Raw genomic sequence first — 15,018 nt, 5'->3', positions numbered from 1 at the left:
AATATGATATTGGTCATGTTAGATAAACACGAAAAAAGATTAGTGGATGTCTTGCAATTTCTGAAGGTCTAAGACCTTTATGTTTCTACCTTCCATTTCTATGAGTCCTTGCTTTTTAAAATGAGACATGGTTCTTATCAAGGTCTCTGTGGCAATACCGGCAACACTTGCCAAATCGTTACGGGAAATTTTAATAGGATCTTCTGGTTTTGAATTTATCTTTTCTGCAAACCTTAAGATGGTTAAAGCCGTTTTTCTTTGTACAGAACTGTAAGCCATTTGTAATAATTGGTCTTTAACACCTGTAATGTCATCGGTTAATAACTGAATAACTTCTAAAGTTAGCTTGTGGTTTTTATCCAATACCTCTTTTAACTGGGCTTTAGAAACACCTACCATTTCTACATCTTTCAAAGCTATTGCTGTTTCTCTATAAGGAATATTATCTGTGAATGACGTATAACCAAAAAGATCGTCTTCTTTATAAAGTGCTGTAGTAAGCTCCTTTCCTTTTTCATCAAATTTATAACACCTTACAATACCTTTAGTCACTAAATAAATATAATTAGAATTATGTCCTTCTTTGTAAATGATATCATTTTTGCTGTAGTTAAAAATCTTCCCATTATCATCAAAGAAGTTTTTTAAATCATTTAAGGTTCTTAATTCATCTTCATTGGTATCACTAGTGTTATTAGCAGATTCTCGTTCATCCTTCAATATAGCAGCTTTAGCAATCCTACTCTCTATAGCACTTAAAATTTCATCTTCAGAAAAAGGTTTTGTAATATAATCATCGGCACCTAAATTCATGCCTTTTCTTACATCACCACGTTCGGTCTTAGCAGATAAAAATATAAATGGTATAAACTTGGTGTTATCATGTTTTGATAGGCCTTCTAATACACCATATCCATCGAGAATAGGCATCATTATATCACATATTATAATATCTGGGGTTTGATTTCTTGCGACTTCTAGGCCTATTTGCCCGTTGGCAGCTGTAATTACCTCATAGTTAGAAAGCTCTAATAATTCTGCTGTATTTTCTCTTAATACGGTATCGTCTTCTATTAATAATACTGTTTTCATTCTTGTGCTTTATTGGGAAGTTTTATGGTAAACGTTGAGCCTTTGTGTTCTTCGCTTTCAAATGCGATACTACCATTTAAGTTTTCTAAATGGTCTTTTACAATATTTAATCCAATACCTGTGCCTTGCATGAGTAATGCATTTTCTGCTCTAAAGTAGCGATTGAATATGTTTTTTTGATCTTTCTCAGGAATACCAATACCATTATCCGTTACTTTAAAAATGGTAGTCGTTTCATTTTGAGAAATATTGATATCAATAATGGTATTTTCAGAGGAATACTTAATAGCGTTATAAATTAAATTAGATAGAGATAGTTCTAAAATTTTTTCATCCTGATATAAAGAAATATCATCTATATTCTCTGGATAGTTAATTTTCTGACCATCTTTTAATAACATATTGGCATTATAAATGACCTCGTTTAAGACTTTACTCAATTTAAACGTGGTAAATTTATAATTAACTTTACCTTTTTCTAGTTTTTCTACAGAAAGAAAATCGTTTAAAATGGTATTGAGATATTGAACTTTATCTGTAATAGTATTAATGTGTTTTTCTCGTTTTTCTTGCTGCTCAGTTAATTTATATTTTTTCAATAACATCGTAGAAGTTAAAATACCACTTAAAGGTGTTTTAAATTCATGTGATACCATGGATAAAAATTTTGTTTTTAATTCATTTAATTCTTTTTCTGCAGCTAAAGCCATTTTAAGTTCTTCTGTACGTACGGCAACTGTTTTTTCTAAATTTTTAGTATAATTTTTTTGTTCAGTTATATCCAAAATAATAGCCAAAAACACATCTTTATCTCCTAATTTTGAACGCTGCAAATGTACATTTACAGGGTATGTACTTCCTGACTTTCGTTTATGAACCGTTTCAAATTCAATCTTTTCGACTTTGGTATTATTAAGTAAATCTAATTTTTCTCTAAATTCCGATTCTTTAAATTTTGGTTTTATATCAAGAGGTGTCATATTGGTTAGTTCGTCTAAACTATAACCAATGTTTTTCTGTGCCCCATAATTAACGTTTATAAATTTTAAGTCTTGAGTGCTAAATACATAAATTTCATTTAGTGATTCCTGGAAAATACTTGCCAAATGGTTTCGTTCTTGCTCCATGTACTTACGCTCACTAATATCTATCACCAAAGCCATAACATAGTCTTTTCCATATATGGTAAACGGGTTTAGTCCTGCTTCTACAGGAAAAACACTTCCATCTTTTCGAGCGCCAAAAAGATCGCGTCCATGCCCCATTTGCCTGCGCTCTTTATGCTTCATAAAACCATTAAAATGAGCTCCATGACCAGCATGATAATTTTGAGGGATTAAAACGTTTAAGGGCTGTTTTATGAGTTCCCCTTTAGCATAACCAAACATTTGGTTTGCAGAATCATTAGTTTCAACTATATTTTGATGTTCATCAACCACTATAACCCCCTCGGAAACAGCGTCTAAAAGCACTCTAGATATATCTTGATCTTGTTGAAACATATACTTCAAATATTAGGTTGATAAAGCATCTAAAGATAACTGATTTATATCATTCTTTAAAACGAATACTAGCTCTAAATTTGATTTATTCTAAAAACCTTAAAACATGGCAACTAAAAAGAAAATGACATTAGCATTTTATCAAAACCTCGGTAAACTGTTTTATGCCATTGCAGCATCAGATGGCAATGTAAGACCTATAGAATTTGATAAATTAAAGAACCTTGTAAAAACACAATGGTTAGATATTGATGAGCTTGAAGATACTTTTGGTACAGATGCCGCTTACCAAATAGAAATTGTTTTTGACTGGTTAAATGAAAAAGAAGAACTCAACGCAGAAGCCTGTTTCAAAGACTTTATCGCTTACAAAAAGAGCCAAAATCATCTTTTTACTCCAGACATTAGACGTTTAACGTTAAAAACAGCATCTACTATTGCTTATGCCTTTTCTGGCATAAACAAGTCAGAATTAGCACTGTTAGCAAAACTAGATATAGAATTAAAAATACCTTAAAACGGCGCCATTACTGCGACCAATAAAATGAACATAGCACATGACAAGCTATACTAGCCTATTAGACATGAAAGTATATTTTTTTATCAGTGTTCTATTACTCTCGTTATCTTGTTCAGAAAAACAAGATAAAACCTTACCTGCCGAACAATCATTGTCCGAATCTGTTTATGCTTCCGCTACAATTCAACCAGATAGTCTCTATAATGTGTACGCTGTGGTTTCTGGAATTTTAGATGACGTTTTAGTAAAAGAAGGAGACGTAGTAACTAAAGGTTCTCCCTTATTTCAAATCATAAATAGTACACCTAAACTAAATAGTGAAAATGCGAGGTTTGCCTTAGAACTCGCTAAAGAAAACTACAATGGTAGTGCCGCTATTTTGAGTAGTATAAACGATGAAATTGAGGCAGCTAAGCTTAAATTTAAAAATGATTCTGTGAATTATTTTAGACAAAAAAAGCTATGGGAACAGCATATAGGTTCTAAGCTGCAATACGACACTAAAAAGCTTAATTATGAACTAGCTGCAAATCAATTAAAGCTTCTAAAAAACAAATACGACAGAACTAAAAACGAACTACAAACAGCTGTAAACCAAGCTCAAAACAACTTTAATACAGCAGCCATTGCTACAAATGACTTTATGGTTACCAGTAAAATAAACGGCAAAGTTTACGCGCTACTAAAAGAACCTGGTGAAATTGTAACAAGCATGGAACCATTAGCTGCAATTGGAAGTGCTAATCGTTTTGTAATTAATCTGTTGGTAGATGAAGTAGATATTGTTAGAATAAACAAATCTCAAGACGTATTACTTGTTTTAGAAGCTTATGCAAATACCGTTTTTAAAGCTCAAATTTCTAAAATTTACCCCAAAAAAGATGAACGAAATCAAACTTTTACGGTTGAAGCTATATTTATAAATCCGCCAGAAGTTTTGTATCCTGGTCTTTCTGGTGAAGCTAATATTATCATTGCTAAAAAAGAAAACGTATTAACCATTCCTAAAGCTTATTTAATAGATCATAACAAAGTAAAAACAGACGAAGGTATCGTAACTGTAAAAACAGGTGTGCAAAATATGGATGCTATAGAAATACTTTCAGGCCTCACTAAAGACACCTATATCTACAAACCAACAGAATGACCAATTGGAGTATTATATTAAGTATTGCAAAAACGCATTTGCTCACAAAACTGAAACAAACATCTATTGCTGCATTAGGTGTTACTTTTGGTATTGGTTCTTATATTACTTTAGTCTGTTTTATGACAGGTTTAAATACCATGTTAGACGATTTAATTCTAAATCAAACACCACATATTCATATTTACAACGAAATTGAACCAACCGAAAACCAACCCATTTCATTATATGATGATTTTAAAAATAGTTTTAACGTTGTTCATTCCATCAAACCCAAATTAAGTCAGAAAAAAATACATAACGCCTTACCTATTATTAATTATTTAGAAAACGATGATAAGGTATTAGGTGCGCTTCCACAGGTAAAAGCTCAAATTTTCTATATCGCAGGCTCGATAGAACTTAGTGGAAATCTCACAGGCATTAACCCAATAGAAGAAGCCAAGTATTTTAATATAGGTGATTATATTGTAGAAGGTTCTGCTGAAGCCTTGCAAAACACTGATAATGGGATTTTATTGGGTATTGGCATTGCAAAAAAAATGGCCTTAAAAGTTGGTGATCGTATTCAGGTAAGTCCAATAAACGGAGGCATATTCCATTTAAAGATTGTAGGATTTTATCAAAGTGGTGTTGCCGATTTAGATGCTATTCAAAGTTTTACTTCTATTAAAACAGTACAACGCATTTTAGGAGAAGCTAATAACTATATCACAGACATTAATGTAAAACTAAATGACATAGAAACAGCGATACCATTAGCAAAAAAAATAGAACAACAATTTCAGCTTAAAGCTATTGATATAAAAACGGCAAATGCACAGTTTGAAACCGGAACCACGATTAGAAATTTAATTACATACGCGGTATCTATAACGCTTTTAATCGTTGCTGGATTTGGTATCTACAACATTTTAAATATGCTTATTTATGAAAAGATGAATGACATTGCTATTCTTAAAGCTATAGGGTTTTCAGGGAAGGATGTTCAATTTATATTTATGAGTCAAGCCATGATCATTGGTTTTGTTGGAGGTATTTTGGGTTTAATTATTGGTTTTGGATTAACGAGTCTTATCGATACAATTCCCTTTAAAACTGAAGCCTTACCAACCGTAGAAACATATCCTATAAATAAAGATCCGTTGTACTTTATCATTGGGTTTTCGTTTGCAATGGTTTCCACTTTTCTTGCTGGCTATTTGCCATCTAAGAAAGCCAAAAAAATAGATCCAGTAAAAATTATAAGAGGACAGTAATATGAGTATTGTTTTAGAAGCTAAACATATCAATAAATATTTTAAAAAACCTGTGAAGTTTCACGTGTTAAAGGATATTAGTTTTCAAATTAAAAAAGGGGAATTTGCATCCATCATGGGGAAATCGGGCTGTGGAAAATCGACATTACTTTACATTTTATCTACCATGGATACCGATTATGAAGGCGAACTGTATCTCAAAAACAAACTTATAACAGGTCAAGATAGTACGCATTTATCCTATTTACGTAACAAGCATATTGGTTTTGTCTTTCAGTTTCATTATTTACTTTCAGAATTTTCAGTATTAGAAAACGTAATGTTGCCAGCCAAGAAATTAGCAGAAAAATCGCTTCAAGAAATTGAGCACAATGCCATGCAAAAGCTTAAAATCTTAAATATTGAGCATTTAGCTCATAAAAAAGCTTCTCGCGTTTCTGGTGGCGAAAAACAACGTGTAGCTATTGCACGTGCGCTTATAAACGATCCTTCTATAATTATGGGAGATGAACCTACAGGAAACTTAGACAGTCATAATGCCGAAAATGTGTTTAATATTTTTAAACAATTGAGTGTTGAGCAAGGTTTATCACTTTTAATAGTAACTCATGATGAAGATTTTGCAAATAAAACCGATAGAATTATTCAAATGGGAGATGGAAAAATACTCCCTTAGCTTCACCTCATATTTATGATATAAATCATTTGTAATAAGCGTATTTGTAACTAACTTTATAATCAAGTTTTAATCAAATGCTATGAAAACAATTCAAGACATAGAAAACCAAATCATCACCTTAACAACAAGCATAGAAGTGAATTACCCTGAATTATATGCTACGTTAGATGAAAATCCGATGACTATTCCTACCAAAATTCATCCCGATATGACTATAAAGATTATGGAAGATTATCTCGAAAGTTTAAAACAAATATTAAAACAATACAGTAAAACTCATAATAAACAGTAATGGCATTTATAGATTATTATAAAATACTTGGTATTTCAAAGAGTGCCACAGAAAACGATATTAAAAAAGCTTATCGTAAGTTGGCACGTAAATACCATCCAGACCTCAATCCAAATGATAAGGACGCTGAGCAAAAATTTAAGGAGATTAACGAAGCTAACGAAGTATTAAGCAATGCTGAAAATCGTAAAAAATACGATGAATATGGAGAACATTGGCAACATGCTGAAGAATACGAAAAAGCAAAACAGCAAGAGCAGTATCAACGAAGCTCACAAAGCACTCAAGGAGGTTATTCTGAAGAAGATTTCTCAGATTTTTTTGGTAACATGTTTGGTGGTAGAGCTTCTGGAAGCGGTGGAAGACAAGTAAAATTTAGAGGTCAAGATTTTAATGCGCAACTACAACTAGACCTAAAAGATGTTTACACCACACACAAACGCACATTAACCGTAAATAACAAAAACATACGAATTACCATTCCTGCTGGTGTAGAAAATGGACAAGTCATTAAAATAAAAGGACATGGCGGAAAAGGAATGAATGGTGGTCCAAATGGCGATTTGTATATTGAGTTTTCAGTGGTTAATAATTCCCCATTTAGAAGGGATGGAAACAACCTATACATTGCTGTAGATTTAGACTTATACAAAGCCCTTTTAGGTGGCGAAATTATGGTGAATACCTTTGATGGTAAAGTAAAACTTAAGGTAAAACCAGAAACCCAAAACGGCACTAAAGTAAAGTTAAAAGGCAAAGGGTTTCCTAAATACAAAAAAGAAGGTCAATATGGAGATTTGTATGTTACTTACAACTTAAAGTTACCTGAAAATCTTTCAGCAAAAGAAAAAGAACTTTTTACAGAACTCTCAAAATTGCGATAATATGGACACAACACAACTTATATCAATACAACAGTTTTGCACGCATTACAATGTGCCTATAAAGTTTATTAATGCTTTACAAGAATACGAATTAATAGAAATCACTATTACCGACAATCAAGATTATTTACAGACAAATCAGCTTAATGCTATTGAAAAAATGATGCGAATGCATTATGATTTAGACATTAATTTTGAAGGGATTGATGCCATTTATAATTTACTAAAACAAGTAGAACAACTACAAGAAGAAGTACGTGTTTTAAAAAACAAATTGAGCGTTTATGAAGGTTTTTAATCCTCTACTATGACGTCTATAGAATACATAAAAGAATGGTTAAACTCCAATCCATTTAGTTGGAATGTGATTAGGTTTATTGCCATTTTAATAGTTATTTTATTGGCCATTCAGCTAATAAGACGTTATTTAAAAAAGCGCATTTCTAATACTGCAATTCGCTATAAATCCCAAAAAGGCATAGAAATTTTAGGCTATGTGTTGTTAATCTTTTTAGCCATAACTTATTTTTCTGGATCTATAAAAGATTTTACAATCATCATAGGCTTATTTACAGCGGGTTTGGCATTTACATTACAAGAATTAATTTTAAGTATAGCGGGTTCTATTTATATCTTTTTAGTAAAAGTTTATAAACCGGGAGATCGAATTGAAATCAATGGTATTAAAGGAGATGTTATTGATGTAGATAGCATTTATACCACCATGATGGAGATAGGCCAATGGGTAGAAAGTGACAATTATAGTGGACGAATTGTAAAACTGAGTAATGCCTTCGTTTTTAAAGGACCAATCTATAACTATTCGCAAGATTTTCCTTTTATCTGGGATCAATTCAACTTGCCAATTCGTTATGGTTCTGATATGGAACTTGCCAAAACTATTGTGTTGAAAATTGCTTCAGAAACCCTTTCAGAATACACTAAAGCATCTAAATCCCAATGGGAAGCGGTAGTAAATAAATATTATATTGAAGATGCCGAAGTTGGACCAACACTCGCTATTAGACTTACTGATAATTGGGTAGAGTTTAATTTAAGATATATTGTAGATTACAAAAAAAGACGATTGACAAGACACCTTCTTCACGATAATATTCGTAAAGCTTTTGAAACAACCAACGGCAAGGTAGTATTAGCATCAACGACCATAGAACTTATTAAAATTCCTGAACAAAAGGTACAATCAGAAGAAGCTAAAAAGACACAATAGCATATAACGGTCATTTCGATTTATAGGCTAATACACTTCTAACAGTTTAATCTTTACATAGGCGCACAATATAAATTAGTACTTTTAATAATTTTGAATTAAGATCATTTCATTCTCAATGGCAAATAAAGAACAAGAAGCACACTCTCATCATCAAATTTTAGGTAAAAAGACAGAGCTCTATTTTGCCTTTTTGTGTGGAATTTTTCTAAGCATAGGTTTTTTAATTGAACAATTAACAGGTTTAGCAGATTGGATGTCTTTATTAAGCTACATAATTTCCTACTTTTTTGGAGGTTTCTTTATCTCTATTGAAGCATCTAAAAAAATTCCTAAAGGCGAATTTGATATTGATTTTTTAATGATTGCTGCAGCTGTTGGTGCGGCCTATATTGGTAGTTGGGCAGAAGGCGCCTTGCTTTTATTTCTATTTAGCTTGGGCCACGCTTTAGAGCATTACGCCATGAATAAAGCTAAAAAATCAATTGAAGCTTTAGGCCATCTTTCTCCCAAAACAGCACTGGTTAAAAAAAACGGGCAACTTAAAGAAATAGCAATAGAAGCTTTAAAAATTAATGATGTTATTGTAGTAAAACCTAATACTAAAATTGCTGCTGATGGTGTTATTATAAATGGTAGTACAAGCATTAATCAGGCACCAATAACAGGAGAAAGCATACCTGTAGACAAAACCTTTATTAAAAACACTACAAATTTACCAGAGTTTAAAGATATTGACAAAACTCATGTCGTCTTTGCAGGCACCATTAATGGAGATAGCAGCATTGAGATTTTAGTACTCAAACTAACAAAAGACTCCACAGTATCACGATTGGTAAAAATGGTAAGCGAAGTGGAAGCTCAAAAATCACCAACCCAGAGGCTCACCAAAAAATTCGAAAAATGGTATGTACCCATTGTTATTATCGTTGTATTTCTATTGTGTTTTGCATTCTTGGTTATAGACGAAAGTTTTGATACTAGTTTATATAGAGCTATAACAGTATTAGTTGCTGCTAGCCCTTGCGCCTTGGCAATTTCTACACCAAGTGCTGTTTTAAGTGGTATTGCAAGAGCAGCACAAAAAGGAGTACTTATTAAAGGTGGAAAAGCCTTAGAAGATTTAGGAGAAATCACAACAATAGCTTTTGATAAAACTGGTACACTCACAGAAGGAAAACCTAAACTTACAAATCTAATTCCGTTAAAGAATATTGATGAAAAGACCTTGGCTAAGCTGGTGTTTGAAATCGAAAGTTTAAGTAATCATCCACTAGCAAAAGCCATAGCAAATGATTTAAAGCTAAAATACACTATTGATTTCGATAATAAAGCCTCAAATATTAACGCCATTCAAGGAAAAGGTATTCAAGCAAATTATGAGAGCAAAAAAGCATTCATCGGAAATGTAAAACTGATGGAAGACTCAGACATAAAAGTGAATGATTCTATCCACTCTAAAATGGATCAACTTTTACAAAATGGACACACCGTAATGCTAGTGGCTTTTAATAATGAAATTGTTGGACTAATTAGTGTTATGGATTTACCTCGAAAAACGGCTACCTCTACTCTATTACGTTTAAAAGAAATTGGCATTAAACACATGATTATGCTCACAGGTGACCATCAAAATGTTGGAGATGCCATTGCCAAACAAATTGGACTTACGGAAGCCAAAGGGAACTTACTACCAGAAGATAAAGTTTCAGCTATAAAACAATTAATCAAACGCGACAAAAAAATAGCCATGGTTGGAGATGGTGTAAATGACGCTCCTGCAATGGCATTGAGCACCGTTAGTATTGCCATGGGAGCCGCAGGGAGTGATGTTGCTTTAGAAACAGCCGATGTCGCTTTAATGTCAGATAAAATTGAAAATTTACCTTTTGTTATTGGTTTGAGTAGAGCGTCTAAACGTATTATAAAACAGAACATTTTTATAAGTCTTGGTGTTGTAATGCTGCTGGTTCCAGTAACCATTTTAGGGTTAACAAATATAGGTGTAGCTGTTGCTTTTCATGAAGGCTCAACCATTGTAGTGGTTTTAAATGCTTTACGACTGCTTCGCTACAAAGTGAATTAATTGCTATTTTATTAAAATTACAATTGACCTTTAAACAAAGAAAGAGATCAACTCATTTGATTTTTAGTAGAACTGACCAATATCATAGTCTAAAGCAAACATTCTGAATAAATTAGCTTCATCACAAAAATCCAGATAAATTTCCCTGTTGGTTTCTAAATAAAAACAGATGAGATTACAGGTAAATTAAAATGCAACCAATTTGTAAAACCATGAATGTAAAATATTTATATATAGTATTATTATTTCTAATCTTTTTAACTTGTAAAAATGAAAAGCGAGAAGAAAGCAACATTGATCATAATCTTATAGAAGATACAAATCCAATAGTGAAGGATACTATAAAAATAAAGGACTTAGATATTGAATCTTTAAATAAATCTATTACTATTGAATTAAAGCAAAAACAATTCATTGAAAAAAAAGACGAAAGTGAAGAGCTAGAAGAATTGATTATTGATAAAAAATATCTCGTCGATAAAAAAGATTACACCATCAATTTTAAATACCCATTGCTCAACGAATCTTATAAACCCACGAACAGTAATTTCAATGAATTTATTAATGATTATTACATTAATATCACCCAAACAGAATCGGATATCTTAGAGAATAAATTATTATGCGATAGTATTACAGCAAAAACTTTTAGGGAAGAACGCTTTATAGATTACAAAATTTATAATGTAAATGACCAACTTGTAAGCGTATTGTTTTACAAAGAGAATTTTTATAACGGAGCAATGCATCCTAGCTTTTCTTTTGATTGTTTTAATTTTGACTTAAACAGAGGGACTTTTATGACTTATGAAGACTTTTTTAATCAAGGGTCAGAAGAAGAATTAGTAAGTATTATAAATGAAAGTATAAACAGTCAAATTGGTAAAGGAGAAATGTATTACGACTGTTGGGAAGTTTCTTCGGATGATTTTTTTACGAGTAAAAACAACTTTGTACTCAATGATACATATATAGAATTTTATTTTGATGATTGTGTCATATGCCCATCCTATACTGGTACGTATTCCATAGAACTTCCTTTAACAGATTTGCTATCGGTTTTAAAAAAATACGAGTCTAATCCGTTAGTCTTTTAATTTATACGTTATAGAATTACGCTCTACTAAAAACGGTATTGGGAAGCCAAAACAATTATAGCTATTATAACATACAATCATTCTTTCGTTTTAACTTCTTTTTTCTCTTGTCGTTCTAATTTTCTAAAATAACCACGAGTTAAAAAGTTGTGTTTTAAGGCTTCCATATTTTGATTGAATTTATCAGTGCCTTCGTTTATATTTTTAAGCGTAGATTTTAAGCTATTAACCAACGAGGTATCCTTTACCATATAATTATAAGCTCCATTACTAGAATTAAAATCACTTACAACGGCATTGGCATTGTTTAACAGCGTCTCAATTTCTGCACTTGATATCTCAAGATTAGTTACAACTGTTTTCAATTTTCCAGCTGAAATAGAATCATTCAACAACATTCCTAAAATGGTATTATCTTCTGTTTTTACCGAAGAAACAATACTATTTAACTCTGCAATAGTATGAGAAGCACCACGACTTGCTATTTTTAAATTATGAATAGATTGTTTTAAATCTTGTGCCATAACGGTATCATTGATAAGCACACCTATGGTGCCTTTTCCTGTTGTAATTCTGTTTGTAATTTTCAATAAATCTGAAGTCAGTATAGCTGCATTTTCAGAGCTTGTGTTAAGAGTATTTAAAATATCATCCGTTCCAATTCTACTGTAAGATACTATAATGTCTTCATTTTCTATAATTTCTGACGCTCCTTTTCCTGGAACGATATTCACAATCATATTTCCAACTAATCCGTCTGATCCAATAGTAGCAATCGCATTTTTTTTAATATGCGAAAGAATCTTTTCCTCGATAGACATTTCTACTTTTATTGTAGAATCATTAATCATTACAATATTTTTTACCGTCCCAATATCAATACCAGAATAGCGTACATTATTTCCTTTTTGAAGACCGTTGACATTCTGAAAATAAGAACTCAATGTAAAGGTCTTTTTAAACATATCTTGACGTTGCCCAATTAAATACACACCTGCTATAAAAAGAATGGTACCTATGAGGACAAAAGATCCCAATCGTAGTTTTTGTGAGTTTGTTTTTTTCATTGTATATAATTTGTGTCTTCCTTTAAATGAAAGGCATATTAATGTTTAAAAAAAGCTTTAATTTTTGGGTCTTCAGACGTTGATAAAGCTGTATATGTACCAACAGCATAATCAATACCATCAATAAGCAACAACATACGATCTGAAATAACGCGAGCACAATCTACATCATGCGTTATAATAAGTGACGAGGTGTTATATTTTTTCTGAACGTCTTGCATAAGAATGATAATTTCTTTTGCAGTAATAGGATCTAATCCACTAGTAGGTTCATCATAAAGAATGATTTTGGGTTGAAGAATTAAAGTTCTCGCTAAAGCCACACGACGTTTCATACCACCAGATAATTCCGAAGGCATTAAATCTATAGCATGAGCTAAACCAACGTTGGTTAAAGCTTCCAAAACAAGTGCTTCGGTATTTGAATCTTTGTGCTTTTTTTTAGAATGACGTCTTAGAGGAAATTCTAAATTTTCACGAACAGTCATAGAATCATACAGCGCACTACCTTGAAACAAAAATCCAATATCAGCTCTTAAAATATCTAAAGCCTCTTGAGTTAACGTCGTAATATCTTTACCCATAACTGAAATTAAACCACTATCGGCTTGCATTAAACCCACCAAACATTTTATCATTACAGATTTTCCTGAACCAGACTTTCCCATAATGACTAAGTTTTCACCTTTATAAAGTTTCATATTAAAGCCATTTAGCACATGGTTATCTCCAAAGCTTTTGTATAGGTCCTTAATTTGAAGCACAATGTCTGGATGTGATATATTTCTATCTCCTTTCATAAATCATAAAAAATATCTGTTACAAAAACGGCAATAAAATCAATGACAAATAACAATAATGAACTAACCACAACTGCAGAATTGGCCGCTTTACCAACACCTTCAGTACCTTTGGCGCAATAATAGCCTTTATAGCATCCCACAATTCCGATGGCTAAACCAAAAAAGAAAGATTTAATTGTAGCAGGAATAATGTCTCCAAATTCAATAGAATCAAAAACTTGATTAAAATAAAGTGTAAACGACACGTTGCCTTTAAGGTTTTCAACTAAAAAAGAACCAAACAGCGCAATAGCATCTCCAATGATTACTAATAATGGAAGCATCAAAGTAACCGCCAATACTCGCGTAACAACAAGGTATTTAAACGGGTTTGTCCCCGAAACCTCCATAGCATCTATCTGTTCTGTAACACGCATAGACCCCAATTCTGCACCAATACTAGAGCCTATTCTACCTGCACAAACTAAAGCGGTTATAATTGGCCCAATTTCTCTAACTATAGAAATACTAACCATAGATGGCATCCAAGATACAGCGCCAAATTCCATTAATGTAGGACGCGTCTGTAAATCCAATACCAAACCAATAATAAAACAAGTTATACCAACTAATAGCAATGAACGATTGCCCATGTTATAACATTGCCGTAACAACTCTTTTATTTCAAAAGGTCGCTTAAATACTTCTTTAAAAAAACGTCCCGTAAAATACGATATATCACCTAGCTCAATTAAGAACACCTGCAATCGATCTTTAATTTTAGAAATACCAGACATTTTTTATTTAATAGTATATAACCAAATGTATTGTAATAGTGGATTTTACGAAATGATATAAATCATTTTATAAACAAGGTATTCCTCTTAACTTTAACAATCAATACACCATAGATTATGAATATTGGCTTAGTATTATCAGGAGGTGGTATGAGAGGAGCTGCACATATTGGTGTTATTAAGGCTTTAGAGGAACACGGCATCTTTCCAACCCATATTTCTGGTGCAAGTATAGGTGCCATTGTTGGAGCCTTATATGCTTATGGATATGATTGGAAAATCATTTTAAAATTCTTTAAAACCTTTCAGTTGTTGGATATTAAAAAATATGCCCTTGGCAAACCTGGTTTTATAGATGCTGAAAAATTTTATCCTCAATTTAATAGTCTTTTAAAAGACGATAATTTTAATGGGTCATTGCTAAAAGTTGTGTGTGATGATTAAAAAAAGATTCTGATTTTTGTAAAAAAAAAGACTTTTGGACAATTATCTAGAACTACTGAAACTTATTCTTCCTGAATTTTTAATAGATCATTTTGATTTAATTAGGCATACCAAGAATGGAGAAGTCATGCATCTCTAT

General features: G+C 32.0%; 16 protein-coding genes. 11 read left to right on the top strand and 5 right to left on the bottom strand.

From position 1 onward, the window contains the following. Positions 1-39: 39 nt before the first annotated feature. Together VDP25_RS10255 and VDP25_RS10250 are read right to left on the bottom strand one after the other, a co-directional pair. The gene (locus VDP25_RS10255) at positions 40-1,092 is read right to left on the bottom strand and encodes a response regulator (protein ID WP_334469434.1); all 1,053 of its coding nucleotides are present in this window, start codon (positions 1,090-1,092) and stop codon (positions 40-42) included. Further along, positions 1,089-2,594 carry a sensor histidine kinase gene (locus VDP25_RS10250; protein ID WP_334469432.1) on the bottom strand — a complete coding sequence of 502 codons (1,506 nt, stop codon included), beginning with the start codon at positions 2,592-2,594 and terminating at the stop codon, positions 1,089-1,091. Before VDP25_RS10250 ends, VDP25_RS10255 begins: the two co-directional genes overlap by 4 nt. Positions 2,595-2,700: 106 nt before the next feature. Between VDP25_RS10250 and VDP25_RS10245 the strand changes: the two genes are divergently transcribed. From VDP25_RS10245 to VDP25_RS10200, 10 genes are all read left to right on the top strand, one after another. Beyond that, a complete protein-coding gene (locus VDP25_RS10245) occupies positions 2,701-3,111 on the top strand; it encodes a hypothetical protein (protein WP_334469430.1) in 411 nt (136 codons plus the stop codon). Between the two features lie 40 nt (positions 3,112-3,151). Next, entirely contained in the window at positions 3,152-4,261 is a 1,110-nt protein-coding gene (locus tag VDP25_RS10240) for an efflux RND transporter periplasmic adaptor subunit (protein WP_334469428.1), read from the top strand. Next, complete coding sequence (locus VDP25_RS10235) at positions 4,258-5,520, top strand: ABC transporter permease (RefSeq protein WP_334469426.1); 1,263 nt, start codon at positions 4,258-4,260, stop codon at positions 5,518-5,520. The genes VDP25_RS10240 and VDP25_RS10235 overlap by 4 nt, the downstream gene beginning before the upstream one ends. A 1-nt stretch (position 5,521) precedes the next feature. Continuing rightward, positions 5,522-6,196: an ABC transporter ATP-binding protein gene (locus VDP25_RS10230; RefSeq protein WP_334469424.1), complete on the top strand. Its 675-nt coding sequence runs from the start codon at positions 5,522-5,524 to the stop codon at positions 6,194-6,196. 82 nt (positions 6,197-6,278) lie between these two features. After that, a complete protein-coding gene (locus VDP25_RS10225; protein ID WP_215924966.1) occupies positions 6,279-6,491 on the top strand; it encodes a hypothetical protein in 213 nt (70 codons plus the stop codon). Then, positions 6,491-7,375 carry a DnaJ C-terminal domain-containing protein gene (locus VDP25_RS10220; protein ID WP_215924967.1) on the top strand — a complete coding sequence of 295 codons (885 nt, stop codon included), beginning with the start codon at positions 6,491-6,493 and terminating at the stop codon, positions 7,373-7,375. The genes VDP25_RS10225 and VDP25_RS10220 overlap by 1 nt, the downstream gene beginning before the upstream one ends. Position 7,376: 1 nt before the next feature. Then, positions 7,377-7,673, top strand: a complete 297-nt coding sequence (locus VDP25_RS10215; RefSeq protein ID WP_334469419.1) for a chaperone modulator CbpM — start codon at positions 7,377-7,379, stop codon at positions 7,671-7,673. A gap of 9 nt (positions 7,674-7,682) precedes the next feature. Next, positions 7,683-8,606, top strand: a complete 924-nt coding sequence (locus VDP25_RS10210) for a mechanosensitive ion channel family protein (RefSeq protein ID WP_334469417.1) — start codon at positions 7,683-7,685, stop codon at positions 8,604-8,606. Between the two features lie 118 nt (positions 8,607-8,724). Then, on the top strand, positions 8,725-10,692 hold the full coding sequence (locus VDP25_RS10205) for a heavy metal translocating P-type ATPase (RefSeq protein WP_334469415.1): 1,968 nt from the start codon (positions 8,725-8,727) through the stop codon (positions 10,690-10,692). A 212-nt stretch (positions 10,693-10,904) separates the two neighbouring features. Next, positions 10,905-11,789, top strand: a complete 885-nt coding sequence (locus VDP25_RS10200; RefSeq protein WP_334469412.1) for an RsiV family protein — start codon at positions 10,905-10,907, stop codon at positions 11,787-11,789. 77 nt (positions 11,790-11,866) lie between these two features. Here the strand turns inward: VDP25_RS10200 and VDP25_RS10195 are convergent, their stop codons facing one another. Genes VDP25_RS10195 through VDP25_RS10185 form a run of 3 tightly spaced genes read right to left on the bottom strand, consistent with a single transcriptional unit; the run spans position 11,867 to position 14,435 of the window. Continuing rightward, entirely contained in the window at positions 11,867-12,856 is a 990-nt protein-coding gene (locus tag VDP25_RS10195) for an MlaD family protein (protein ID WP_334469410.1), read from the bottom strand. A 38-nt stretch (positions 12,857-12,894) separates the two neighbouring features. Then, entirely contained in the window at positions 12,895-13,656 is a 762-nt protein-coding gene (locus VDP25_RS10190) for an ABC transporter ATP-binding protein (protein ID WP_215924973.1), read from the bottom strand. Beyond that, complete coding sequence (locus VDP25_RS10185) at positions 13,653-14,435, bottom strand: MlaE family ABC transporter permease (protein WP_215924974.1); 783 nt, start codon at positions 14,433-14,435, stop codon at positions 13,653-13,655. The genes VDP25_RS10190 and VDP25_RS10185 overlap by 4 nt, the downstream gene beginning before the upstream one ends. 117 nt (positions 14,436-14,552) lie before the next feature. Here VDP25_RS10185 and VDP25_RS10180 point away from each other — a divergent pair, with 117 nt between their 5' ends. After that, positions 14,553-14,879: a patatin-like phospholipase family protein gene (locus VDP25_RS10180; protein WP_334469406.1), complete on the top strand. Its 327-nt coding sequence runs from the start codon at positions 14,553-14,555 to the stop codon at positions 14,877-14,879. The last annotated feature ends 139 nt before the right edge of the window (positions 14,880-15,018 follow it).

It is taken from the genome of Winogradskyella sp. ECml5-4, from assembly GCF_036903175.1.
GTDB lineage: Bacteria > Bacteroidota > Bacteroidia > Flavobacteriales > Flavobacteriaceae > Winogradskyella > Winogradskyella damuponensis.
The sequence above is the reverse complement of the archived record's forward strand: the minus strand, read 5'-3'. Positions and strand labels throughout refer to the sequence as shown.